Annotated in this window: 28 protein-coding genes and 1 pseudogene; 8 read left to right on the plus strand and 21 right to left on the minus strand. The window is 67.6% G+C overall.

The window, feature by feature from the left end:
- Positions 1-87: 87 nt before the first annotated feature.
- Genes AC5Y5V_RS21040 through AC5Y5V_RS21050 form a run of 3 tightly spaced genes read right to left on the minus strand, consistent with a single transcriptional unit; the run spans position 88 to position 2,757 of the window.
- A complete protein-coding gene (locus AC5Y5V_RS21040; RefSeq protein WP_499939433.1) occupies positions 88-597 on the minus strand; it encodes a DoxX family protein in 510 nt (169 codons plus the stop codon).
- Between the two features lie 10 nt (positions 598-607).
- Positions 608-1,831, minus strand: coding sequence for a WS/DGAT domain-containing protein (locus AC5Y5V_RS21045; protein WP_499939435.1), 1,224 nt, complete (start codon positions 1,829-1,831; stop codon positions 608-610).
- Positions 1,832-1,848: 17 nt separating this feature from the next.
- Positions 1,849-2,757: an alpha/beta fold hydrolase gene (locus AC5Y5V_RS21050; RefSeq protein ID WP_499939439.1), complete on the minus strand. Its 909-nt coding sequence runs from the start codon at positions 2,755-2,757 to the stop codon at positions 1,849-1,851.
- Positions 2,758-2,816: 59 nt separating this feature from the next.
- Between AC5Y5V_RS21050 and AC5Y5V_RS21055 the strand changes: the two genes are divergently transcribed.
- Both AC5Y5V_RS21055 and AC5Y5V_RS21060 read left to right on the plus strand, forming a co-directional pair.
- Positions 2,817-3,410: a TetR/AcrR family transcriptional regulator gene (locus AC5Y5V_RS21055; protein WP_499939442.1), complete on the plus strand. Its 594-nt coding sequence runs from the start codon at positions 2,817-2,819 to the stop codon at positions 3,408-3,410.
- A complete protein-coding gene (locus tag AC5Y5V_RS21060) occupies positions 3,407-3,817 on the plus strand; it encodes a GNAT family N-acetyltransferase (RefSeq protein WP_499939445.1) in 411 nt (136 codons plus the stop codon). The genes AC5Y5V_RS21055 and AC5Y5V_RS21060 overlap by 4 nt, the downstream gene beginning before the upstream one ends.
- On the opposite strand, the gene AC5Y5V_RS21065 is transcribed toward AC5Y5V_RS21060, so the two are convergent.
- Both AC5Y5V_RS21065 and AC5Y5V_RS21070 read right to left on the minus strand, forming a co-directional pair.
- Positions 3,818-4,873, minus strand: a complete 1,056-nt coding sequence (locus AC5Y5V_RS21065; RefSeq protein WP_499939447.1) for an alpha/beta hydrolase fold domain-containing protein — start codon at positions 4,871-4,873, stop codon at positions 3,818-3,820. It abuts the gene before it with no gap.
- A 31-nt stretch (positions 4,874-4,904) separates the two neighbouring features.
- A complete protein-coding gene (locus AC5Y5V_RS21070) occupies positions 4,905-5,378 on the minus strand; it encodes a VOC family protein (protein ID WP_499939449.1) in 474 nt (157 codons plus the stop codon).
- Between the two features lie 105 nt (positions 5,379-5,483).
- Here AC5Y5V_RS21070 and AC5Y5V_RS21075 point away from each other — a divergent pair.
- Positions 5,484-5,615: pseudogene (locus AC5Y5V_RS21075) on the plus strand (amidohydrolase family protein); the annotation flags it as partial.
- Between the two features lie 152 nt (positions 5,616-5,767).
- Positions 5,768-6,640 (plus strand): alpha/beta fold hydrolase, encoded by an 873-nt coding sequence (locus tag AC5Y5V_RS21080; protein WP_499939451.1) that lies wholly within the window; start codon positions 5,768-5,770, stop codon positions 6,638-6,640.
- 45 nt (positions 6,641-6,685) lie between these two features.
- Here AC5Y5V_RS21080 and AC5Y5V_RS21085 read toward each other — a convergent pair whose 3' ends face one another.
- The 3 genes from AC5Y5V_RS21085 to gnd are packed head-to-tail and all read right to left on the minus strand — an operon-like array spanning position 6,686 to position 9,353.
- Positions 6,686-7,657, minus strand: a complete 972-nt coding sequence (locus AC5Y5V_RS21085) for a quinone oxidoreductase family protein (protein ID WP_499939453.1) — start codon at positions 7,655-7,657, stop codon at positions 6,686-6,688.
- Positions 7,658-7,705: 48 nt separating this feature from the next.
- Entirely contained in the window at positions 7,706-8,272 is a 567-nt protein-coding gene (locus AC5Y5V_RS21090; RefSeq protein WP_499939455.1) for a TetR/AcrR family transcriptional regulator, read from the minus strand.
- 58 nt (positions 8,273-8,330) lie between these two features.
- Positions 8,331-9,353: a phosphogluconate dehydrogenase (NAD(+)-dependent, decarboxylating) gene (gene gnd, locus AC5Y5V_RS21095; RefSeq protein ID WP_499939457.1), complete on the minus strand. Its 1,023-nt coding sequence runs from the start codon at positions 9,351-9,353 to the stop codon at positions 8,331-8,333.
- A 77-nt stretch (positions 9,354-9,430) separates the two neighbouring features.
- On the opposite strand from gnd, the gene AC5Y5V_RS21100 reads away from it, so the two are divergent.
- Positions 9,431-10,255: an adenylate/guanylate cyclase domain-containing protein gene (locus tag AC5Y5V_RS21100; protein ID WP_499939460.1), complete on the plus strand. Its 825-nt coding sequence runs from the start codon at positions 9,431-9,433 to the stop codon at positions 10,253-10,255.
- Here the strand turns inward: AC5Y5V_RS21100 and AC5Y5V_RS21105 are convergent.
- Positions 10,210-10,416: a hypothetical protein gene (locus AC5Y5V_RS21105; RefSeq protein WP_499939462.1), complete on the minus strand. Its 207-nt coding sequence runs from the start codon at positions 10,414-10,416 to the stop codon at positions 10,210-10,212. The two genes, AC5Y5V_RS21100 and AC5Y5V_RS21105, sit on opposite strands and share 46 nt — an antisense overlap.
- A gap of 274 nt (positions 10,417-10,690) precedes the next feature.
- On the opposite strand from AC5Y5V_RS21105, the gene AC5Y5V_RS21110 reads away from it, so the two are divergent.
- Entirely contained in the window at positions 10,691-11,374 is a 684-nt protein-coding gene (locus AC5Y5V_RS21110; protein WP_499939465.1) for a guanylate cyclase, read from the plus strand.
- Positions 11,375-11,424: 50 nt separating this feature from the next.
- On the opposite strand, the gene AC5Y5V_RS21115 is transcribed toward AC5Y5V_RS21110, so the two are convergent.
- The 11 genes from AC5Y5V_RS21115 to AC5Y5V_RS21165 all read right to left on the minus strand — a co-directional run bounded on the left by AC5Y5V_RS21115 (position 11,425) and on the right by AC5Y5V_RS21165 (position 20,612).
- Positions 11,425-11,748 (minus strand): putative quinol monooxygenase, encoded by a 324-nt coding sequence (locus AC5Y5V_RS21115; protein ID WP_499939467.1) that lies wholly within the window; start codon positions 11,746-11,748, stop codon positions 11,425-11,427.
- 20 nt (positions 11,749-11,768) lie between these two features.
- The gene (locus tag AC5Y5V_RS21120) at positions 11,769-12,089 is read right to left on the minus strand and encodes an STAS domain-containing protein (protein WP_499939469.1); all 321 of its coding nucleotides are present in this window, start codon (positions 12,087-12,089) and stop codon (positions 11,769-11,771) included.
- Complete coding sequence (locus tag AC5Y5V_RS21125; RefSeq protein ID WP_499939472.1) at positions 12,086-16,264, minus strand: SpoIIE family protein phosphatase; 4,179 nt, start codon at positions 16,262-16,264, stop codon at positions 12,086-12,088. Before AC5Y5V_RS21125 ends, AC5Y5V_RS21120 begins: the two co-directional genes overlap by 4 nt.
- 73 nt (positions 16,265-16,337) lie before the next feature.
- Positions 16,338-16,829 (minus strand): OsmC family protein, encoded by a 492-nt coding sequence (locus AC5Y5V_RS21130; protein ID WP_499939690.1) that lies wholly within the window; start codon positions 16,827-16,829, stop codon positions 16,338-16,340.
- A 369-nt stretch (positions 16,830-17,198) separates the two neighbouring features.
- Complete coding sequence (locus tag AC5Y5V_RS21135; RefSeq protein WP_499939475.1) at positions 17,199-17,750, minus strand: peptidoglycan endopeptidase; 552 nt, start codon at positions 17,748-17,750, stop codon at positions 17,199-17,201.
- 295 nt (positions 17,751-18,045) lie between these two features.
- Positions 18,046-18,324, minus strand: coding sequence for a hypothetical protein (locus AC5Y5V_RS21140; RefSeq protein WP_499939478.1), 279 nt, complete (start codon positions 18,322-18,324; stop codon positions 18,046-18,048).
- A gap of 131 nt (positions 18,325-18,455) precedes the next feature.
- The gene (locus tag AC5Y5V_RS21145) at positions 18,456-18,656 is read right to left on the minus strand and encodes a hypothetical protein (RefSeq protein ID WP_499939481.1); all 201 of its coding nucleotides are present in this window, start codon (positions 18,654-18,656) and stop codon (positions 18,456-18,458) included.
- A 126-nt stretch (positions 18,657-18,782) separates the two neighbouring features.
- The gene (locus AC5Y5V_RS21150) at positions 18,783-19,334 is read right to left on the minus strand and encodes a VOC family protein (protein WP_499939483.1); all 552 of its coding nucleotides are present in this window, start codon (positions 19,332-19,334) and stop codon (positions 18,783-18,785) included.
- A gap of 29 nt (positions 19,335-19,363) precedes the next feature.
- Entirely contained in the window at positions 19,364-19,612 is a 249-nt protein-coding gene (locus tag AC5Y5V_RS21155; protein WP_499939485.1) for a hypothetical protein, read from the minus strand.
- Positions 19,613-19,672: 60 nt separating this feature from the next.
- Complete coding sequence (locus AC5Y5V_RS21160) at positions 19,673-20,056, minus strand: Mtp family mycobacterial-type pilin (protein WP_499939487.1); 384 nt, start codon at positions 20,054-20,056, stop codon at positions 19,673-19,675.
- Between the two features lie 136 nt (positions 20,057-20,192).
- The gene (locus AC5Y5V_RS21165) at positions 20,193-20,612 is read right to left on the minus strand and encodes a hypothetical protein (RefSeq protein WP_499939489.1); all 420 of its coding nucleotides are present in this window, start codon (positions 20,610-20,612) and stop codon (positions 20,193-20,195) included.
- A gap of 135 nt (positions 20,613-20,747) precedes the next feature.
- Between AC5Y5V_RS21165 and AC5Y5V_RS21170 the strand changes: the two genes are divergently transcribed.
- Positions 20,748-21,146 carry a DUF732 domain-containing protein gene (locus AC5Y5V_RS21170; RefSeq protein WP_499939491.1) on the plus strand — a complete coding sequence of 133 codons (399 nt, stop codon included), beginning with the start codon at positions 20,748-20,750 and terminating at the stop codon, positions 21,144-21,146.
- 119 nt (positions 21,147-21,265) lie between these two features.
- Here AC5Y5V_RS21170 and AC5Y5V_RS21175 read toward each other — a convergent pair whose 3' ends face one another.
- Positions 21,266-22,498 (minus strand): PucR family transcriptional regulator, encoded by a 1,233-nt coding sequence (locus AC5Y5V_RS21175; protein WP_499939493.1) that lies wholly within the window; start codon positions 22,496-22,498, stop codon positions 21,266-21,268.
- Between the two features lie 268 nt (positions 22,499-22,766).
- Here AC5Y5V_RS21175 and AC5Y5V_RS21180 point away from each other — a divergent pair, with 268 nt between their 5' ends.
- The gene (locus AC5Y5V_RS21180) at positions 22,767-23,666 is read left to right on the plus strand and encodes an SDR family NAD(P)-dependent oxidoreductase (RefSeq protein WP_499939495.1); all 900 of its coding nucleotides are present in this window, start codon (positions 22,767-22,769) and stop codon (positions 23,664-23,666) included.
- Positions 23,667-23,683 lie beyond the last annotated feature (17 nt).

Below are 23,683 nucleotides of genomic sequence, written 5' to 3' on the forward strand. Positions count from 1 at the left end.
ACCACCCCGAAAAGCTCACCGCACCACACGAAGACGACGACGTCCCGTAGCGCCGACGAGGGCGCCGGCAGAGGTGGTCGGCGGCGACTACCCCGCCTGGTTGATCGGCGGCCGGTAGAAGATCAGCAGCTGACCGATGGCGCCGGCAAGACCGAGGCCGAGCGAGATCGCCAAACCTTGCCAGCCGTCGAACCAGTTCTTTCCGAAGATCGCCCAATCCAGGCTGAGCCGTCCGGCGCCGAGGGTCGCGACCACCACGGCACTGACCGCCAGCACCAGGTTGTACTCCCAGCCCTCCTTGACGATGAAGAAGCCGTTGGCGCGGTGCACGGTCCAGGCCGCGACGATCATCAGCGACACGAAACCCGCCGCCGGGATCGGCGTCAGCAGCCCAGCCGCCAAACCCAGGCCGGCGGCCGTCTCGGTGCTGGCGGCGATCGTGGCGTGGAACTTTCCGGGCTTCATCCCGATGCTCTCGAACCAGCGCGCGGTACCCGGTATCCGGCCGCCGCCGAAGAACTTGTTCAGGCCGTGCGCGGCCAGCGTCAAACCCAGCACCAGCCGCAGGATCAGTAGTCCGACATCTTGGGGAGTCATGGGTGCAAAACTACAACGCGGCATCCAGCAGTCGCAGGTAGGCGTCGACGTTGGGCACGGCCGACTCGGCCGCGTGGACGCTGATCGCGACGGTGTCGCCGATGCCATGCACGCCGTGCGTCAGCCCCATCGACGGCGACAGCGCGGGATATCCGGCCGTCAGCACCACCGGGGCGCCGCCGAAGCTCAGGTCGGCCGCGCCGCGGTGCACGCTGGATACGACGGTATTGCCGGCCACCTGCGTCGGCCGCACATCGGGGTCGAGCTTCGACACGCCCCAGCGCAGCAGCGCCGCCGGCACCGAGGCGAACGCCCGGTCCGCGCTGCGAGTGGCAGGGTGCTCGAAGCGACGGCGGCCGTTGGCCAGATCGGTCGCGATCCGCTCCGCGCGCACGACCGGGTCGAGCGCCGGATAGAGCCCCACGACGACGTTGCCGAAGTGGTTATGCGCTTTCGGCACACCGGGTTTGGCCATCGGCACCTCGGCGCCCAGGCAGTCAGCGCCGCCGAGCAGCTCGGACAGCGCACCGGACATCGCGGCCAGCACGCCGACCGTCACCGTCGGACCAGGCAGCTCGGTGCGGCGCCGCACCAGCGTGCGCACGGACCGCGCACCGGCCGGGCGCGCGTTGGTGGCCAGCGGCGGACGCGACCCCACCCCCGGCGCCAGCAGCCCCGCACGGGTATCGCGGACCAACTGCCGGTGGGCGCGCGCGGCCTCGGCGGCCCGCCAGGGCAGGATGCCCGCGGACAGCGGCGTCACCTCCGGCACGGCGGCGGCACGGCCGAACAGCCACGCCGCCATCGCCGACGCGCGCGCGCCGTCGGCCAGCGCGTGCGGCACCTGTAGCACCGCGACGGCGCCCGGACCGCTGACCCCCGGTATGCCCCGCACCGACGCGAAAACGTGTAACCGCCAAGGCATCCGGCGCACGTCGAGCTGCTGATCGGCAAGTCCGACGACAGCCGCCAGCAGGCCCGGCCAACCGTCGTCGACCAGCTCGTGGACGCCCACCTGCCCGGCACCGACGGCCATCGGGACCCACCGCGGGTAGGTGAAACTGAATCCGTCGTCGAGCCGGATGCACAACCCCGGGCAGGCCCGGGCGCGCTCCCGCACGCCGTCCAAAGCCCCGTCCAGGTCGTCCGGCACGCCGGCGAACGCGTACAGCAGGAACTGGTCGTTGGGGATCTTGGCCGACGTCCAGTAGAACTGCGCGTCGACGGCCGCCATCCGCTGCGCCACGGCGCTCAGCCGGGCGAGCCGATGAACGCGAGAATCAGCTTGGCGACCTTCTCCGGCTGTTCGAGCTGCAGGAAATGCCCGGCGTGTTCGACGATGTCCGCCTCGCTGCCCGCGGGCAGCACGCGTTCCGCCCAATTCGCGAAAGCCGATGTCATGCAACCGTCGTCGCGACCATGCAGGTACAAGGTGGGCAGGATGGGCGGCAGCAGCCACAGCCGGTTGAATTCGGCGTACTCCGCGGGCGGCCGGGGCCTGCGGATGGTGGCCCGGTACGGTCCCAGCGCCGCCCGCCAGCTCTCCGGCGTCCCGATCGCGGCGTCGACGTGGCGCAGGTCCTCGACCGCACCCCGGTAGCCCGGCGACCAGCGCCGCCACAGCAGCGGCAGGATCCAGGAGGCGGAACGCTCAGGCAGCCAAGGCAATTGGAAGTAGAAGATGTACCAGCTGCGCAGCAGTTGACGCGACACCTGCAGCGCTTGCCGGCCGCGGTCGCCCGCCCGCGCCGGCGCCCGGAACGCCGCCGACGGCGGGACCGACATGATCACCGCCTTGACGAACGGGCTGTTCGGCATCGCGGCCAGGCCGGTCGCGGCGATCGCGCCCCAGTCGTGGCCGATCACCACGTCGCGGTCGGTCCCGCCGGCCGCCTCCCGCACGCGCAGGGCGTCGTCGATCAGCGCGCCGACATGAAAGCAGCCGTCGGCAGGAATCGCCGACGGCGCGTACCCCCGCATGAACGGTGCGACCACCCGCCAGCCCGCCTCCACGAGCCGGGGAGCGACCTTGCGCCAACCGTAGGCGGTGTCGGGGAAACCGTGCAGGCACAACGCGATTGGGCCGTCGGGCGGCCCCCAGGTCAGGGCCTTCAAATCCCCCTCGGGACCCGGGACGTCGATCCAACGCGGCTCGGTCACCCGTCCCATCTTGCTGACCGTGGCCCGCATCCGCCAGACCCGCCCGTTAACGTCTAGATATGACCACCTCGGCGCAGGCTCGGCGCTGGGCCAAGACCGACGCCACGCAGCGTCGGATCCTCGACGCGGCGACCGAGGTATTCGCAACCCGGGGATTCACCGCCGCCACGATGGCCGACTTGGTGGCCGCCTCCGGCGCCAGCGTCGGCAGCATCTACCACCACTTCGGCGGCAAGAGCGAGTTGTTCCTGGCGATCTTCGAGCAGATGGCCGACGCCGTCGACCGTCGCATCGACACGGCGCTCGAACAGGCCGGACCCGCGGCCGCGCAGGACCGGCGGCGGGTGTTCGAGCTGCACGTGCGGGCCTACCTCGAGGCGATGTGGGAGAACCGGCGCCTGGCCCGGGTGCTGTCGTCGGGCGACACGCCGCCAGGCTTCGAGGTGGCCCGTCGCGACCGCATGCAGGCCGCGTTCCGCAGCTGGATGGCGGTCCTGCAACTGGACAGATCCGTCCGCGGCCGGCTGCTGAGCCGGGTGCTGGTGGCGACCATGGCGGAGTCGTCGCTGATGGTCACCGAATGCGAAAACCCCAACGACGTGCCGGCGATCACCGACGCGGCGATCGACTGCATCGACAGGCTGATCGGGTGACGGCCGGCCTGCGCGTCCGCCCGGCCGTGCCCGCGGACATCGACCGGATCGCCGAGGTGTTCGTCGCTGTCGACCTGTGCCGGCCGGACGGGCTGGCGGCCAAGATCTCGCACTGCATCGAGCGCTCCCCCGAAACGTGCCTGGTGATCGCCGACGGCGACGACTGCGTCGGCGCGGCGCTGGCCGTGTTCAACGGGTTTCACGTCTTCCTCAGCCACATCGCCGTCGTCGCCCAGCGTCAGCGCAGCGGCGCCGGAAAAATGCTGCACGAGGCGCTCGTCGAACGCGCGCGTGAACTCGGGGCGGCCGGCATCATCACCGACTCCTGGCTCACGTCCACCGCGTTCTACTACCACCTCGGCTACAAGGTGCCCGGTGCCGTCTTCCTCATCCGCGGGTTGCGGTAGTCAGCGCAACGACTTGGCGAATCCGCTGACGTCGCGCATGCTCGCCGCGAAGACGTCCGGCATGGCGCCGGGGAACAGCAGGTCGCCGGCGTGACACGTGCCGGCGACCATGCGGCCGATCGTCGGGACGCCCGCGCGCAGTAGGCGGCGGTAGTAGTCCAGCCCCTCGTCGCGCAGCGGATCGAGTTCGTTGACGGAGACGACGTGCGGCGGCATGCCGCTCAGGTCCTCCTCCGTCGCGACGCCCGCCCAGCAGGTGGGGTCGTCGCCGTGCTCGTGCTGCGGGTCGTAGACCGACGCGAATATCGCCAGCTGCTCACAGCTGACGAAGTAGCCGTCGTTTTCCCGCATCGAGGGATACTCGTCCGGCTTTTCGACCCACCGGTTCGAGACGTAGGGACACTGCGCGTACGCCCCGGCGATCTCGGACAGCCAGCCCTCCCGCTTGGCCTTGTGCGTGACCGTCAGCGTCAGGTTGCCGCCAGCCGATTCACCGGAAACGATCAGGTGCGTGATGCCGAGTTGCTCACGGTTCGCGAAGGCCCAGCGCACCGCGGCGGCGCAATCGTTCAGCCCGGCCGGATAGGGGTGCGCACCCAACTTGCCCGCCGAGTTGCGGAATTCGACACCGACCACGACAAGGCCTGTCGCGGCAAGGTTTTCGCGTCCACGCGCGATCGCGGTGTCCGCTGCGGCGAGCATGGCCATGCCGCCACCGTGCAGATGCACGACGCCCGGCAGGGCCACCGCGGTGTCCGGTCGGCTGACGTACAACGTCAGGTCCTGGCCGTCGCCGCCGGGGATGGTGACCGTCGTGGTTGTCACGCCGTCGGCGGGCGCCATACCTTGGGTGAACGACTCGAAGACCGCGCTACTGGCCGCTTCGGCCTCGGCGATGAAGGCCAACCGTTCGTCGAGCGGCGAGTCAACGGTCACGGGCAGCGCGGGCAGCAACGCGTCCATGCCTATCACCGCGAAAGCCGCCACCATCCTGGGGTCGGCGCGGGGATCGGTACCGAGTGAGCAATCGGGATTGGCGAGTCGGCCGTCGGGCATAACGCAAAGCGTAGATCCCGCGGGCCGTCATTCAGCGGGAATCCGCCGCCCGCTCCAGGTCGGCGATGACGATCTTGCGCATGCCGTACATCGCCTGGGTCGCGGCCGCCGCGCGGGCGCGGTCCGGGTCGCCGATCAACTCGTAGAGCCGGTCCGGAACGACCTGCCAGCTGAGCCCGTAGCGGTCTTTCAGCCAGCCGCATTGCGATTCCTCGCCGCCGTCGGTGAGCCGGTCCCAGTAGTGGTCGACCTCGTCCTGGTCTTTGCAGTGGATGGTGAAGGACACCGCCTCGGTGAACTGGAAATGCGGACCGCCGTTGATGCCGATGAATCGCAGGCCGTCCAGCACGAAGGTGCCGCTCAACACCGTGCCCGGTTCGCCCGGTCCCGCATCGGTGGTCTTGTTCAGGTCCTCGATGTGCGAGTTGGGGAACACCGAGGTGTAGAACTTCGCCGCCTCCTCCAAGTCGTTGTCGAACCACAGCGAGGGCGTGATCGCCGGCATATCCAGTCTCCTTGTCGTCGGTCTTGGTCTTATTGACCCCGCCGCCGCCCGAAACTCATCGCCAGGATCATTGACGGTTTTAGAACGTCATTCTAATATCGCAGCATGGCGACGAAGCTGTGGGCCAATTCCGGCGACGCGCACTTCATCGAACCCGCGGACCTGTGGCAGACCCGACTACCCAAGCGGCTGGCCGAGTTGGCGCCGCGCAGCGAGAAGGATCCCGACGGCACCTTCGGGCACACCCAGGCCACGCTGCACGAGCTGTTCGACGGCGTCGACGCTAAGACCCGCGACCGCATCCTCGTCGGCAGCTTCGCCGAGCTGTTCCCCGACGCGCCGCCACCCCCGGGCAGCTAATGCTTATACGGCCTATGTAACGTCAAACCATGGTTGCCGTGAGCACTTCCCAGACGGTCGAGTTTTTCGGCGACAGCGGGATCACCCTGGTCGGCGACGAGTGGAACCGTGATTCCGTCGCGGATTCGGACCAGCCGACGATCCTGATGCTGCACGGCGGCGGGCAGAATCGCTTCTCCTGGAAGAGCACCGGCCAGATCCTGGCCGATCAGGGATACCACGTTGTGGCGCTCGACAGCCGCGGGCACGGCGACAGCGACCGCGCGCCGGACGCGGACTACGCCGTCGAGACGCTGATGGCCGACGTGCTGCGCGTGTTGGACGCCATCGGCCGCCCAGTGGTGCTGATCGGGGCGAGCATGGGCGGGCTCACCGGCATTCTGGTCGCCGACGCCGCCGGCCCCGACCGGGTGGCCGGCCTGGTCCTGGTCGACGTGGTGCCGCGCTACGAGAAGACGGGCAGCGCGCGGATCCGGGACTTCATGATGACCAATATCGACGGTTTCGCCACCCTCGAAGATGCCGCGGACGCCGTCGCTGCCTACCTGCCGCACCGCGAGAAGCCGCGCAGTCCCGAAGGACTGAAGAAGAACCTGCGACTGCGCGACGGGCGGTGGTTCTGGCACTGGGATCCGGCGTTCATGACCGCGCCCGGCGACGACCCTGAGCTGCGGACCGAGGGCTTCGAAGAGGCCGCCGCCGGCCTGCAAATCCCAACCCTGCTGATCCGCGGCAAGCTCTCCGACGTGGTCAGCCTCGAGGGCGTCGAGCATTTCTTGGCCACCGTGCCCCGCGCCGAGTTCGTCGAACTGTCCAACGCCGGGCACACCGCCGCGGGCGACGACAACGACGCCTTCAGCGACGTCGTGGTGGATTTCGTCCGGCGCGTCGCGCCCGCCTGATCGGCGATCGGAATTCCGGACCCAGTTGATGTGGCATGCCGGCGCTCACGGCACCAGCAACAACTTGCCAACGGTCTGACGGCTCTCCATGTCGGCGTGGGCCCGCGCTGCGTCCGACAGCGGATATTCTTCGCCGATGCGGACCTCGAGCTTCCCTTCGGCGATCCAGTCGAAGAGCTGGGCCGCGTGCGTGCGAAGCAACTCGGGTGTGTGGATGTGGTCGGAGAAGACGGCGTAGCCGAGCTTGATGCTCTTCGGCAGGTCCATGACGTCGATCGGGCCGGGTCCGCCGAGCACTGGGCCGAACCAGCAAAATGTGCCGGAGCGCCGCAGTATGTCCAGTGATCCTTGGAAGGTCGTCGGCCCGGAACCGTCGTAAACCACGTGCACACCTTGGCCGTCGGTGAGTCGTAGCACGTCCTCGGCGAACCGGCCTTCGGCATCGACGATCACGTGGTCCGCGCCGGCTTCCTTCGCCGCGGCAACCTTGGCCTCCGCGGAAACGCGTCCGATCACGTGACCACCGCGCAGCTTGATGATCTGGGTCAACAGCAGTCCCAGGCCGCCGGCGGCCGCATGGACGAAGGCGATATCGCCGGTCTGCACGGGGTAGAAGTCGGTCGCGAAATGGCTCGCAGTCAGGCCCTGCATCATCACCGACGCGGCCACGCGATCCTCGATGCCGTCCGGAATCCGTACCAGCGACGTGGCGGGGATCGCGATGCGCTCCGCGTAGCTGCCGGGCGCATAGACCCAAGCCACCCGTTGGCCGGGTGTGATCCCGTCCACCCCGGCGAGGCCCTCACCCACGGTCAGGACACGACCGGCGCCCTCTACGCCGAGGATCTTGGGGTTGGGGACTTCGCTCCACGCCGCGCCCTGACGCACACCGATGTCCATGAAGTTCACGCCGGCGTAGGCGACCTCGACCACCACCTCGCCCGGCCCCGCCACGGGATCGGGGTGCTCGACGTACTCGAGCGTCGCGCGGTCACCGTTCATCACGATCGCCTTCATCAGCGGCCCTTTCCAGAATGATTGTTCTGCAATTATGCGGTAGCCGGTCTATCTCATGGCGCGCAAGGCCATGTCAGCCAGGCGGCTCAGGGTCGCGCTGTCGGCGCCGCCGCGCCCCGTGACACGGATGCCGGAGATGCTCGCGATCAAGAAGTCGGCCGTGTCATCGGGATCAAGGTCGACGTCGACGTCGCCCTCCCGCTGCGCGTCACGAACCCGCGCCGCCAGGGCCGCGCGTAAGCCGGCGGCCAGCAGTTCGTTGATCTCCGTCAGATCGGTCCGCGACGCGCCGAACTCACAGATCGAGCCGACGCCAAGGCACGGATTACCAGCGGTTTCAACGACTCGACGCAGCATTGCGGCGATGCCGTCGATGGCGCGCGCGCCTTGGCGGAGGGCATCGAGGTGCGCCGCGCACTCACCCATGCCGTAGCGCCGCACGGCCGAGCGGTACAGCTGCCACTTGTCACCGAAGGTGGCGTAGAGGCTCTGCCGGCCGATGCCCATCGCCTCCACGAGCTGCTGCGCCGAGCTGCCCTCGAACCCGTGCTCACGGAAGACGCCGATGGCAGCGTCCAGCGCGGTGTTGACGTCGAACTCTTTCGGCCTGGCCATGAACCACACCGTACCGATTAAAGAACGATCAGTCAAAAATTAGGCGTGCGGCGCCTCTCTAGCCCGCCGGCTTCTCCGCGTGTCCGCCGAACTGCTTGCGCATCGCCGACAGCGCCTGGTTGGCGAAGTCGTCCAGGCTGCGTGAGGCGAACCGGGACTGCAGCGCTGTCGTCAGCACTGGCGCCGGCACCCCTTCGTCGATCGCCGCGATCGCGGTCCACCGGCCCTCGCCGGAGTCGGAGACCCGCCCGGAGAACTCGTGCAGGTCGGGCGATTCGTGCAGCGCGATCGCCGTCAGGTCCAGCAGCCACGAACCGATGACGCTGCCGCGCCGCCACACCTCGGCGACATCGGGGATGTCGAATTCATAGCGATAGCACTCCGGGTTGGACAGCGGAGCCGTTTCGGCATCGCCCTTCTCGATGCGGGTGCCGATGTCGGCGTTGCGCAGGATGTTCAGCCCCTCGGCGAGGGAGGCCATCATCCCGTACTCGATCCCGTTGTGCACCATCTTGACGAAGTGCCCCGCGCCCGTCGGGCCGCAGTGCAGGTAGCCCTTTTCGGCCTGGGCGATCTTCCCGTCCCGGCCGGGGGTGCGGGGCGCGGCGTCGACGCCCGGTGCCACGGTGGCGAAGATCGGCTCCGCGTGGTCGAAGGCATACTGGTCGCCGCCGATCATCAGGCAGTAGCCGCGGTCACGGCCCCACACGCCGCCGCTGGTGCCGCAGTCCATGAGGTGAATGCCCTTTTCCGACAGCAGCTTTGCGTGCTTGAGGTCGTCGCGGTAGTAGGAGTTGCCGCCGTCGATCACGATGTCGTCGGAATCGAGGATGTCGGCCAGCTCCTCGATCACCCCGGTGACGATGTCACCGGCGGGCACCATCACCCAGACCACGCGCGGCGCGGCGAGCTTGTCGCGCAGCTCGGACAGCGAGAACGCGCCGGTGGTGTTTTCCTCGCCGGCCATAGCCTTGATGGCGTCCGGATTGTGGTCGTACACCACGCATTCATGTCCGGCGTCGGTCAGGCGGCGCACAATGTTCGCGCCCATCCGGCCCAGTCCGATCATCCCTAGCTGCATGCTCTTTCGTCTCCTCACATGGGTCACGTCGACGCCGCCTACGCCCGAGGGTATAGGCCCTGGAAGGATTACGTGACATGGGCGATGCGCTGCAGGTTGCGGTCTACGTCCTGGCCGCCGTTGCCCTGGTCGAGGCCGGCGGGCTCGTCGTGCTGTGGCGGCTGCTCACCCGCAGTCGGCAGGAGGTCGAGGAGCTGCGGCACCGCTCCGAGGCACGCAACTGGTTGCTTTCCGGCGGACGCGAGGCCGTCAAAACGGTGTGGAAGAGCGCCAACCTGATGCGCACCGAGGGCTTCGGGGCCGTCGTTCGCAGCTCGATCGAGGACCTCGCCGACTGGGCCGAGGTGGAACGGCCCGACCTGGCCCGGATCACGCCCGACGGTCGGGTGGTGATTCTGTTCTCCGACATCGAGGAGTCGACCGCGCTCAACGAGCGGATCGGCGACCGCGCGTGGGTCAAGCTGATCGGCGCACACGACAAGCTGGTGCAGGGACTCGTGGAGGAGTGGAGCGGGCACGTCGTGAAGAGCCAGGGCGACGGATTCATGGTCGCCTTCGCCCGCGCCGAGCAGGCGGTGCGGTGTGGCATCGACGTCCAGCAGGCGTTGCACAAGAGCGCAAAGCGCAAGCGGCACGAGGACATTCGGGTACGGATCGGCATCCACATGGGCCGCTCGGTGCGCCGCGGCGACGACCTGTTCGGGCGCAACGTGGCCATGGCGGCTCGCGTCGCCGCGGAGGCCGTCGGCGGCGAGATCCTGGTGAGCAAGCCGGTGCGAGACGCCGTCAGCAAGTACGACGACATCCGCTTCGACGACGGCCGCGAAGTCGAGTTGAAGGGGTTCTCCGGCAGCTATCAGTTGTTCGCGGTCGAAGCGGAACCCGACCCCGACTTGGACTGAAAGCTTTCCGCCTCGGATTCGGCGAGCCGCTGATGCAGCCGGGACCGCACCTCGTCGGGCGTGTAGGCACGTCGCTTGCGTTGATCGCGCACAACCAGCGCGCCGCCGGCGACGACGCCCGCGACACCGGCCAGCCCGATCCATTTCCAAATGCTGCGCATGGTTGACAGGCTATTCCGCGCCCGGGTACCGCTAGGACGGTGGAGACCCTTCGCGGCAGGACCGCCGTCGTCGTCGGCGCGGGCAGCGGTGTTGGGCGCTGGGCTGGCCGGCCGGCGCGGGCGCCGAAAGCCTGCAGATGTTCGGAGAGTTACTTCCTTGCAGCCCAGAAGATTTGACGAGTCCGCTGCACACCCACTACCAGTTCGCGCAGAATGACGGATTGACCCACAAGGAGATCGAAGAAGTGATCTACCACCTGACGGCGGCCATCAGATGCTGACCCTCAACCAGGCGCTCGAAGAGACCCGCACCGGTGACCTCTGGCTGTTCCGCGGCGGCTCCCGGCCCGACCGCGCAATCCAGACGCTGACGAATGCACCGGTGAACCACGTCGGCATGACGGTCGCCATCGATGATCTGCCGCCGCTGATCTGGCATGCCGAACTGGGCGACAAGCTGGTCGACATGTGGACCGGCACCCACCACCGCGGCGTTCAGCTCAACGACGCCCGCCAGGTCTTCGAGCAGTGGACGGGCCGGTACCACCAGCGGGCGTGGCTGCGGCAGCTGACTCCGTACGCCACCCGCAAACAGGAGAACGAACTGTTGCGGGTCATCGCGCGGATGAACGGCACCGCGTTCCCCACCACCGCACGGTTGACGGGCCGTTGGCTGCGCGGCCGGCTGCCGACCATCAACGACTGGCTACGCGGAATTCCGTTGGTGGACCGCAGGGTTCGCGAGCAGACGCAGCGCCGCAAGGAAAGTCAGCGCAAGCTGGGTCTGGCGACGGCGTACTGCGCGGAGACGGTCGCGATCACCTATGAGGAAATGGGATTGCTGGTCACGGACAAGGACGCGAACTGGTTCGACCCGGGCAAGTTCTGGAGCGGTGACACGCTGCCGCTGGCGCCGGGTTACCAGCTGGGCAGCGAAATCGAGATCGTCGGCGGCTAGACCGCACCGAGTGTCGGGTTGAGCACGCGGACACCCGGGGGGCGGGCGAGTTAGTCGACCGTCATCTCCCCCATCTCCGACCACCCGGTCGCGTCGACGGTCTGGCTGATGATCTTGGGCGTGGACGCCAGGGCCTGCGGCAGCTCCGCCATCGCGTGCTTGAAGTGCTCGCTGTTGACGTGCACACCGCCCGCGTCGCCGTCGCGAAAGGCTTCCACCAGAACGTATTCGGCCGGGTTGTCCAGGCTGCGCGACCACTCGAACCACAGATTGCCGGCCTCGGCGCGCGTGGCCGCGGTGAACGGCGCGACCAGCTCCGGCCAGCGCTCGGTCCATTCGGGTTTGGTCTCGAACTTGACGACGATGAAGATCATGGCTGGTCCTCGCTGGCTGGCTAACGTCGGGCAGGGGGTTCGACCGGCACCAATTCGTCAAGGCCGCTGAAGGTGACGACCGAACTCAGCAGGGGGTTGATGATGAGGCCTCGAATCTGACCGGCGTGGGTGAACAGCACGTTGATGCCGCTGCTGTCCATGTACTCGATATCGCTGAAGTCGACTGTAACGACCTCCGCGACGCGGGCTGCGGCGTCGATCGCGTCGTTGAGGGCTTGGGTAAATGTCGCCACATTGCTCAGGTCGAGTTCTCCGGCCGCGCACAGCACGAATGTGCCGTCATCGCGACGGTTGGTGCTGACATCCAGCGGTGTGGTCACTGTGCGATCCTCGCGTGTAGGTGAACGGTTGTGCCGGTGGCCCCGGGATGGATGTCGACGTGCTGCATCATGCCCCGCATCAGGGCGACACCGCGGCCGCGGCGGGCGCCCGGGTCAGGCGCCGGCGCCTTCCAGGAACCCGTGTCGGTGACTGTCAACCACACCTGGTCGACCAACGCGGTCGCGCGCAGGCTCACGGTGCCTCCGGGACTGTCCCGGTGCCCGTGCTCGATGGCGTTGGCCACGGCTTCACCCGCGGCGACGAGAATGTCCTGGATCTGCGCCGGGCCCACAGCGGCCCGGCGCAGCCAGTCGCGCAGCGCGGCGCGGGTGCCCGCGAGCTCGCCGACGTGGGCGGGAACGCTGACGTCCAGCGGGGCGGGCTGACGGTACAGCAACAGTGCGACGTCATCCTGGTAGCCACCACTGGGCGCGAGTTCGGACATGAGGTCGGTCGCCAGATTCTCCAGCGGCGCGGCGCCGCCCTTTCGGACGACGTCGGCGGCGCGGGCGATGCCGTGTTCCAGGGGCTGCCGGCGGCGCTCCACCAGCCCATCCGTGTACAGCAGCAGCGTCGCCCGCGGCGGCAACGTCATCCGCGCCTCCGGGCGCGGCCGGTCCACCCGTATGCCCAGCGGTATGGAACGCCCGCCGTCGAGGGTGTGCTTGGTGCCGTCGGCCTCGACGACGACGGGCGGCGTGTGCCCGGCGCTGGAGTAGAGCAGCTCGCCGGTCGAAGGGTCGAGCACCGCGCAGAACGCGGTGGTGCACGGGGCGTCGGGTAGACGCTGAGCGAACCGGTCCACGCTCGCCAGCGCGGCGCTGGGGCTGGGGTGCTCGAGCAGTAGCGCACGGCAGGCGCTGCGCAACTGGCCCATCACGGTCGCGGCGGCCAGGCCATGGCCCACGCAGTCGCCGACGATCAACGCGATGCGCCCGTCGTCGAGGGCGAGCACGTCATACCAGTCGCCGCCGACTTGCAGGGGCCGGGTCGCGGGCTGGTAGCGGACCGCGAATCCGTGGGGCAATTGCGACGGGCCGAGGATCGCGTGCTGCAGCGCCAGCGCCGTCTCCCGCTGCTGGTCAAGCTGTTGCACGCGCCGCAAGCCGTGGCTGAGGCGGCTGGCCAGCGCGGTCAGCAGCGTTTGGTCCTCTGCGCTGAACGGCCGGCGTTCGGCCAACTCGATCCAGATGACCAGCACCCCGTGCGGGTGCTCGAGCGCGATGCCGGCCGTCCCGGGTTCCCGCATGTCGACGGTAAGCAGGTCACCGCCGGACAGCGCGCCGATCGCGGATCGTGCCGCGTCGGTCAGGTCCGCCCACGCCGCCGACTCGCCGAGGCACACGACGTCCGGCGTCGCGGACGAGGACGCCGGGTAGGCGAAGGTGACGGCCAGCACGCGGCGCGCCTGCCACAGCCGCAGCAGTTCCTCGGCCGCGGCCTGCACCGCGTCGTCGACCGTATCGGCCTGACCGAGCTGCTGGTTGAGCGCGGCCAACGCCATCTGGCTCTGCACCGTGTAGTGCTCGGCGGTGACGTCGCGGAAGGCGCCGACGATGACGTGACGGCCGGTATCCGGGTCGTCCACGTGGTTGAAGTTGACGGCAACCCACAACCGGTGCCCGTCGCGGTGGGTCAGCGGAATGGTGAAGTTGCTCCGGCTGCCATCGACCAAGGTGTCGAATGCCTCGAGGACCTGGCGGTGGGCGTCGGCGTCGGTGTCGGCGTCGGGAAACCACGGGGCGATCGGTGGATAGGGCAGGCCTTCGGGCCCGTAGCCGAGGGCGTCGGCGAAGGCGGAGTTGATCTCGATGACCGAGCCGTGTTCGTCGCAGACGAAGAATGCTTCCTGCAGCGAGTCGACCAGGGCCGTGCGCCAGCGCGCGTGGTGGTTGCGCATACTCGCCAGCTCGATGGTGGCCCGGGCCCGGGCCAGCAGTTCCGCGGCCGCGAACGGCTTGACCAGATAGTCGTCGGCGCCCGCCTGCAGGCCTTCGATGGAGGCCTCCTGGCCGGCGCGCGCGGACAACAACAGCACCGGTATCGGGGCGGTACGTGGGTCCTGGCGCAGCGCGGCGACCAGCTGCAGGCCGTCCATCCGTTGCATCATCACGTCGCTGACCACGAGCGACGGCGGGTCCGCGCGAACGGCGCGCAGTGCCTGCTCGCCGTCAGTGACAGCGTCGACCGTGTAGCCGGCGGTACGCAGCAGGCGAGTCAGGTAGTCGCGCATGTCGGCGTTGTCGTCGGCAACCAGTACCCGGGCCGGCACCCCGCCGCCCAGGGTCGGGGCGACCAGGACTCCTACAGCCCGCGACATCAACGGCGCGGCGTCCTCGTACCTCGCCGGGGCGGCGTCGGGCGGCAGCCAGCGCAATGCCTCCTCCACATACGGGTCGGCGGCACTTGCGAACGTCCGGGTGTGCTCGGGGGAGCCGTCGCCGTAGCCATGCAGGTGCGCGGTACCGAACGGGAGCCGGATCGTGAAGGTGGTGCCCGCGCCGAGCTTGCTCTCGGCTGTGATGTCGCCGCTGTGCAGCCCGACGAGCTCCTTCACCAGCGCAAGCCCGATCCCGCTGCCCTCGTTCGACCGGGCGAGCGTGGTCTCCACGCGGTGGAACCGCTCGAACAACCGGGGCATCTCGGTGTCCGGCATCCCCACGCCGGTGTCGGTGATCGTCACGACCGCGTGGGCGCCGTCGCGTCGTAGCCGCACCGTGATCGAGCCCTCGAAGGTGAACTTCAACGCGTTGGACAGCAGATTGAGGACCACCTTCTCCCACATGTCGCGGTCCAGGTAGACCGGTTCGTCCAGCGGTGGGCAATCGACCGTGAACGTCAGGCCCGCGCGTTCGATCGCCGAACGGAAGACGCTGGCCAGCTCGGCGGTGCTGGTACCGAGTTCGACCGGCTCGAAATGCGCCTGCATGCGCCCCGCCTCGATGCGGGAGAAGTCGAGCAGCGTGTTGACAAGTTTGTTGAGTCGCAACGCGTTTCGGTGTATGAGATCGAGTTCTTCGCTCGCCTGTTCGCCGGCGCCGCTACGCAATTCGGCGACCGGTCCCAGGATGAGCGACAGCGGGGTGCGGAATTCATGACTGATGTTGGAGAAGAACGTCGTCTTGGCCTTGTCCAGCTCGGCGAGTTCCTCGGCGCGGCGCTGCTGGGCCTGGTAGCTGCGGGCGAGGCCGATCGCCGACGAAACGTGTCCGGCCACCAACTCGGTGAACCCACGGTAATCGTTGTCCAGCGCCCGATAGCGGTTGAGCGCGGCGACCAGGAAGCCATAGGGCGTGGCGCCCGCCTGCACCAGCGGCACCACCAACGCTTGGGTGGGCGGCATGTGCCAGTCGCCGGTGGGTAGATCGCCGCGATCGGCAAGGTCCACCAGCACCGACTCGCCGCTGAGCAGCTCGGCCGCGGGCCATATCGAGGCGTCGCCCGGCTCGATCACCTCCGGCGCCGCCGGGTGTCCCGCGGTGATGCCGCTGGTGGCGGCCAGACGCGCGGCGCCGTCGTCGTCGAACAGGTAGGTCAGGGTAAACGGAAGGTCGCGCAGGTTGCGGCTCAGCCGGTCCCCGGTGAAGGCCAACGTCTGCTGCTCGGTGCGGGCCGAGCTGGGATCGGAGCCCAGGAGCCGCAGCGTCTCCATCCGCCGATCGGCGATCACCCGGTCGGTGTCCTCGCGGACCACGCACAGCATCCCGACCACCGCGCCGGCGTCGTCGTGCAGCGGGCTGTAGGAGAACGTGTGGTATGACTCCTCGGAATAACCCGACCGCTCGACGAACAGCCGCAACGCCTCGTCCCAGGTGGCCTTCCCGGTCGACAGCACCTGGTCGATGCGTGGGCTGACGTCCGGCCAGATCTCCGCCCACACCTCGTTCGCCGGCCGGCCTAACGCCCAGGGGTATTTACGGCCCAGGGTGTCGCGCCGGTAGGCGGCGTTGCAGAAGAACGTGAGCTCGGGCCCCCACGCCAGCCACATGGAGAAGCGCGAGGACAGCAGTATGCGGACCGCGGTCTGCAGGCTCTGCGGCCACTCGGCCGGGGGTCCGAGCGGCGTCGCCGCCCAGTCGACGGCGGCCAGGTCGGCCCCGATCTCGTCGTCGGCGCCGAAGATCGAGTACTGCGCCGCGGTGTCGTCTCCGCGCTCGGCACCCGTCACATCCAACCAATTGCCCCATCGTCACCGCGCCAAAACGCGCTGCCGCATTTTCCGACAGCTGATTCGCGACGCTACGCGATCAGGCGATCTCAACGCGGGTGATTACCGGGGTTGCGTTGCGGGTCAGATCCAGGACGGGGCAGTGCGCGTCGACCGCGTCCTGCAGCTCGCGGTACCGCTCCGCGGTTTCGGGTCCGGTCACCTCGACGACGACGCGCACCTCCTGAAAGCCGGCGCGGATGGATTCGTCGAAACCGAAGAAGCCCTGCACATCGAGGTCACCCTCGGCGTGAGCGGTGATCTCGTCGATCGCGATTCCGAGCTTCTCCGCCCAGAAGCGCCAGGTCACAACCTGGCAGGAAAGCAGGGAGGCCAGGTAGTACTCGACGGGATTGGGCGCCTTGCCTTCCCCGCCGAGGACGGGCGGCTCGTCGACCTCGACCCGGTACTCGCCGAGCGTGACGGTGCTGGCCACTGCGTCGTGGGCGGTCGCCGAGGCCCGGAAGACGACCTGGGCCTTGGACGTGTCCGCGGCGACCGCGCCTTGGGTGGCGGCAATGAGTTTGCCCAGGTGCGCCTGGTGGTTGGTCGAGGTTGTCACGGCGGGCTCCTTAGTGTCCTGGCGATGATAAGGCGTTCCCGTCGTCGGCTTGTTTCCGCCGAGACGGCGGCCAGGGCGCGCATATGGCGCTCGGGGCGCCGCCGCAGATTCGGCCGCGCTTGCCGGAAAACGACCATGTATCTCCGGAGCAAATAGCCCCGACTTGCGCGGAACTTTTTGAATCGGATTAAGAACCGCTGAAGCCGCCGCTGTGGGAAATTGAGTGACATTCCCCACACGCGGCGGCTGCGGCCTAATTCTGTAACTAAGACGGACGAATGTGATCCAGATCGCAATTGGAATGGGTTGCGCGAATCACCACATCCGTGACGGTTTTGTCTACGCGTTCGCCATTCCCGGGTCACCGGCCGGCGCCGGATCCGCAGGCGGAGGAGGCGGCGGAGCGTCCGGCGGCGGAGGCGCGTCGGGAGCCGGCATCGCGGCATCGACCAGCACCGGCGGCGGAGGCGCGTCGGGCGGAGGCGGCGCGTCGGGCGGAGGCGGCGGCGCAAAGCCTTCGACCTCGTCCGCCGGCAGGAACATGTGGTGGTTGAATCCGGCCTGGTAGGCACCTGCGCCACCGATATGGACGCCACCGCCCTCACCGCTGGACACCGGGGTGCCGTCCGGCAGGGTGACCGCGGTGTGGCGGCCGTTCCAGCCGATCACCAGGGCGTTGGGGGCGGTCCCATATTGAAAGCCGCGCGCCAGGAGTGCGGACTCTTCGTTTCCGGTGTTGAAACGGCTTCCGAAAACCGGCCGGTCAGTTGCCGCATTCGAAACCCACGAAGCCAGCCCTGAACAGTCAGTTCCGGCGGGAGTATCGCCGCCCGGAATATAAGGGGTGCCAGACACTTGATTAACAAGCGCCAACAGCGTTGCGAGAATCATGAGCCGGAACGCTACCAACTATATCCATAGCGAATCAAAGTTTGTGGCACTAATCACTATTGGCCGAGCGCCATTACAGCAAACTTATCACGGCAGAATGTAATTAGTGAAACAGAAGTGACTAGCAAACTACCTGAAGTATTCCTACGCACTTGATTTATGCGCTTTACCTCTATCGATACTCGGCGTCGGAAGCTGTTTCGATTCAGAAGAGCAAACAGCACAATTGCGCAACTTGTGCGCCTAGCTGCGCATATCGCCTTTGCCGGCGGCCATCAGCGCAAAGTGGGACCGACTAGCCGTCTCGATCGGACTTCACGTTGCGCGCGGCCTCTTCGGCTTTATAAATCACGACCAGCGGATCCTCGCCCGTCACCTCGGCGACGTGCTTGACGAGCATCCCGCACAAGGCGTTGTAGCCGGAGATGACGCCCTCGGTGCCGATCTGCTTCAGGTGCTCGTTGATCTTGGCGCCCGCGGCCCCGCTGTCCGCTTTGAAAAACGTCTTGACGATGTCGATCGCCGCGAGGGTGGCGGTTCTCTGGGTTTCTGACCAACGAGGTTCTGTGCTCACGGCAAGCGAGTTTTCCACGATTGCTGACCGCACGGTGTCACATCGGGCGGAAGTCGCCGGCGGCCGTCGGGCACGCGAAAACGCCGGTGGCCGTCCGATCTCGCGAACGGCCACCGGCGCTGGCGGTGATGTCAGTGCCAGTTGACGGTGGCGTGACCCGGGTGGGTGCCGTTCCAGTGCACCGTGCCGTGCCCGCCATTGGGGCCGCCGACGACGCCGCCGCCGTAGTTGGGGTCGGCCGAGGCGGTGGAAGCGGCGGCCAGGCCGGCCAAGCCGAGGGTGGCGGCGGCCGCAGCGGTGACGGCGAACTTGCGGAAGCGGTCGTTGAACATTTGGGACTCCTTCTGTCTGTAGGTGTTTGGGGTGTTTCCCGTGACACCAGAGTCCGATAGGCGCCTAAATGCTTTCTTGGGGCATCCTTGTCGATTTCTTTATGCCGATCAGGCCGGTGCTGCCGCTCAACGGCGCGGCAGAGTTCGCCGCGCCTGCCAGGTGACGCCGACGACCGTGTCAGCCAGATCCGCCCTGCTTCGAGCGAAACCTCTCAGTGCGCGATAGAACGACCAAACTTGCCGGGGCGTAGGGACTTTCGGCACCCACGCCAATTCCCAGTGGATCCCGTTGACGGGGTCATCGAAGAAGACCGCGTAGTAGCCCGGCCAGTACTGCGGGTATTCCTTGGGTTCGTCGGTGACGGGAATGTCGCACGCGATCAAGAATTCACGATGAAAGCGGTCGACCTCTTTTCGGCTACGCGCCCACAGCGCAACGTGATTGATCCCGACGGCCTGGTCGCCGTGCGTCAGCCTGCCCCCGGTGCGGGCCGGCTGAATGCCAATGTAGCTGTGCGGGTTGGCATATCGCGTCATGTAGTAGATCGACTGGTACTCCATGTTCAGCGACGAGAAGCTGCTGTATCCGAGCCAGCCGAACAACGCGTCGTAGAACGCGATGGAGTCGCCGTAGTCCAGCACCGCCAACTCCAGGTGGCTGACGCCCCGCCACCGCATGGTGCCCCCTCCCCGCAACACGCACGACGTTACTCGGTCACCTCGTCACGAACGGCACGGCGGGCCGCCTCCAGCAAGGATGTGTAGCGGGCGGACAACGGCTCGACCAGCACCCGTTCGAGCATGCATTCCAAATCCCAGAGCACCCGCTGCTCCGCTTGATCGGCGAATGGCACCGGCTCGCCCGCGTCCGTCGTCCGTGCGAGCCAATCGAAGAGCACGACCGCCTCGTCGGCGGAGAGATCAATCGTCACCGACGCGCGCTCACGACTGTCCATGAGCTCAATTTTGAATTACCACGCCGGCCACAGCCACGTCGTTTCCCGACGGCGTTTGGGCTAGATCGGAGTCCATATCGCGTTATTCCAGAATCCCCAATTCTGGGCCGTCGGATTCCACATCAGCTGCGCCCCCGGCGCCCAGGGCGCTGGCGGCGGGGCAGGCGGGGCCCACCCCGGCGGCGGACCCCACGGTCCCCACCCCGCCGGACCGCTTCGACCCGGCGGGCCCTGCCAGTCATGGCAGCGATTCCAGTCCCAGTCGTAGACGGTGCCCCAGCCTGGGTTCCATGGATCGCCCGGACACCAGTGATTGCCGGGCGCCGGGGCCGCCTGAACCGGCGGTCCACCGGCCAGTCCAAGCGCGCACAATGCCAACCCGCCGCCCACCAACACGCGCGCAGACCGCTGCAGCCACGGTTTCGTTTGCCTTGCAGTCGCCATCTGCCAAGAATTTCCCCCCGACCGGTTTCAGGCAAGTGGCAATTCCAACCTCAGCGCGGCGTGGGCGGCGACGACGTGAAATGCGGATCGATCGGCCCCGGCCTCTAGCGCCTGGCCGGTCCGTTTCCCGCGGCTCCTACGACGGTGTCGGACCTGGTGGCGGATTCGCAGGCAGGTTGCCGGACGCCGCCCCCTCATCCGGCGACGACGGGACTTCTTCGAGACTTCGCCGGGTTTCCGCCACGGCCCGCCTGATTTCAGCCGTCTCCCGCATGGCGGCGGCTTCCCCGCGCAGCTTCCGGTCGTCGACCCGTTGCAGTCGTTCGCGCTCGCGCTGCTCACTGGCACCCTCGCGGATGTCCGCACTAATTTCGCGGTCGTCCGCGGACTGCTCGCGATCGTCCGCGATTCGGTCCCGCTCATCGGCGACCTGGTCTCGTTCATCAGCGACGCGCTCTCGTCTCGAGAGCTCATCTTCGCGCCGCGAGATTGCCCGAGCGCGCCTGTCGAACTCGGCGGCTCGCGGGTCGACTCCGGCACCGCCCTCGGTGACCACTGCTCAACCCTAACGCCGTGGGCTCCCGCGGCGGCAGGCGCAAGCTCGGGCTGCTCGTTAAAATGGCGTGGCATCTCGTGGTGACTTCCCAGGCTGGTCACCGAACGCCGCTGAATTCACCGGGAGGATATCGCCATGCTGGTGAGGGTCATCGCATTGATAGTCCTTGCCGTCGGGCTTGCAGCACCGGCTCTAGCGGACGCCACCGACGACGCATTCATCACCAATCTCGGCACCTCGGGCATGGACTACGGCCCACCCGACAAGGCAATCCAGGTCGCGAAAACTGTGGTCTGCGGCAGCCTCAAGGAGAACCCCCACACCAGCAACGCGGATCTGATCGCCAAGGTCACCAACGCCACCAACTGGCCGGCGCTCAACGCCGCCTACTTCACGGGGGCCGCGATCCAGGCCTACTGCCCCCAATACGGCTCCCTCACCGCCCCTCCGGTCCCGGGCAAGGTCCCGCCCGGCCCCAGCGCGCCGCCGTCGAGCTCCCCCAAGCCGTCGGTTCAACCTGCGGCCAACGGCTGAGCCGCCGGGTCAGGTCACGCGACTGGCGCATCGCGCTGGCGGGAGAACTGAACCCCGCCCCGACCCCGGCCCTCCCCGGAACCTGAACCCTCGATCGGTAAGACCGGCACCGAGGCGGGTTATCGGATCAGCTCTGCGAGGCTACGGTTCTGATAGTGCAGGATTTCCAAGGCCACGGCTACGTGAGTACCGTTGTCGCGCAATGGGTTTGGTAGAAGCTCTTCGGCACGCGCAATCCTGCGCATGAGGGTGTTGCGGTGCAGGTGAAGGCGTTCAGCAGCCGCGGACGCGTTGTGTTGTTCGGCGATGAAGGTGGCTACGGTGGCTCGTAACTCAGCGTTGGCAGAGGCAAGTCCGCCGAGCGTGCGGCGGATGAACGCGTCGACGGCGTCAGGGTCGTTAGTCAGCAGGGCAACGAGTTCGACGTCTTCGAACGCAGCCACCTGCTGGGTGGAGTGCAGTCGAGCGAGCATCCGTTGGGTGGTGAGTGCGTCGAGGTGGCTGCGGCGGAAGCCCTCCATTCCGGCGCCAGGCGGACCGATGGCGGCGCGGACGTCAGGAAAGGCTTTGACCAGTTCCCGCAGTTCGTCGATGGTGCCCAAGTTTGTCGCGTTGACCCAGACCCAGCGGGTGGCGGTGCTGGCCAGAATGCTCAAGGGCCGGGTGTTGGCCGCGCGCCCGATCGCTTCGGCGACACGGTCGAGTCGGCGGGCGTCGACTTCGGGTTGTTCGGTCCATACGACGGCGGCGGTATGCGTACCGGTGAGCCGGTAGCCCAGTCGCTGCTCGGCGCGTTGTTGGCCGATGGGGGCGCCGTCGAGGATTAGGGCAACCACTTCACGGCGGTCGGCTTGCGAGCCACCAGTGAGTTCGGCGCGTTCGCTGTGCATTTGAGCGTTGATGCCGGCGATGGTGTCGTTGATGAAGCCAGCGATCGATTGGGCGGTGACGTCCAGTAGCTCGGCCAACTCGGTGGGGTCGTCGGTCAGGGTGAACGCGATCTGCATCCATCGCCGCCAGGCGATGTTCTGCCCGACCCGGTAGCCGTCGAGTGCGTACTGATCCAGACCGCGTCGCACCAGGTCGCGGGCAATGGCCAGCGGTTCGGAGCCGAGATTGGCGGGCACAGGCGCGCCGGGGTCGCGGAGATTGGCCGACGCCCACACCAGCAGGTTGGCGCGATTGGTGCGACTGGCTGCGGCGGCCAGCTCGGGGTCTTCGGCCATCTGCGGGTTGGCCGCCAGCGTTGCTCGATCCAACTCCTCCAGCCACGCGGTTGGAGCGTTGAGCACGATCTCGGCGCCCCGGCGTATCAAGTCCCCCACGCGAGCGGACGGCAGCGGCCACGGCACACCGCCACCGTACAGCTGGTGGTGCATTGTGCACCATCCATAGGTCGATGTTGAGCAGTAGTGCCATTGGTAACGGGTGCCCGCCGACGGGACCATGGTCAGCAAGGCCGTTCGCCTCCGAGGAGAATTCGCCGTGACCACACCGCCCTTCAGGCATCCGGAGGTCCTGATCGCCAGGGTTGGTATCTCCGGAATCGGCGCCGCGCGCCGGTCTGGGGGCCAATCGAACGGAGCGCCCTTCCGGTTCGAAACGTCGTAGGAGTGAGTCATGGGCAAGTGGACCGTCGCCGACATACCCGACCAGACAGGCCGCACGGCCGTTGTCACCGGCGCCAACGCTGGGGTGGGTTACGAGACGGCCACGGCCCTCGTGACGAGAGGCGCACAAGTGGTGCTCGCCGTCCGTAATCTTCGCAAGGGCAAGGCTGCCGCCGACTTAATCGCGGAGACTCACCCCGGTGCCAACGTGGCGATCCAAGAGCTTGACCTGGCCTCGTTGGACTCTGTGCGCGCAGCGGCCGACGAGTTGAAGTCCAAGCTCGACACCATCGACCTGCTGATCAACAACGCGGGCGTGATGACACGATCGAAGTCCACGACCAGGGACGGCTTCGAACTACAGTTTGGCACCAATCATCTAGGCCACTTCGCATTCACCGGCCTGCTGGTGGACCGGATCGTTAAGGCCCCAGGCTCGCGGATCGTGACCGTCAGCAGCCCAGGCCATCGCTTCCCCCGCAGCGGCATCCGCTTCAACGACCTGCAATGGGACCGCAACTACAGACCCCTGGACGCGTACGGCCAGTCCAAACTCGCCAATCTGATGTTTACCTACGAGCTGCAGCGACGCCTGCAGGGCACGAACACCATCGCCGTTGCCGCGCATCCCGGAGGCTCCAAGACCGAGATCGTGAGCAACTCACCGCCCCTGGTGCGCCTCATGCGGCCGTTCTTCCAGAGCGCTGCAATGGGCGCCCTACCGACATTGCGCGCAGCAACCGATCCGGGCGTGATCGGCGGGCAGTACTACGGCCCCGGCGGTTTCGCCGAACAGCGCGGCTATCCCAAGGTGGTGGCCTCAAGCGCGTCGTCGCACGATGTCGCGGCCCAACGCCGGTTGTGGGCGATCTCTGAAGAGCTGACGGGAATTGTCTTCCCGCTGGCCTGAGCGGCGGGCGCCACTCG

It is taken from the genome of Mycobacterium sp. NGS68 (assembly GCF_059812195.1).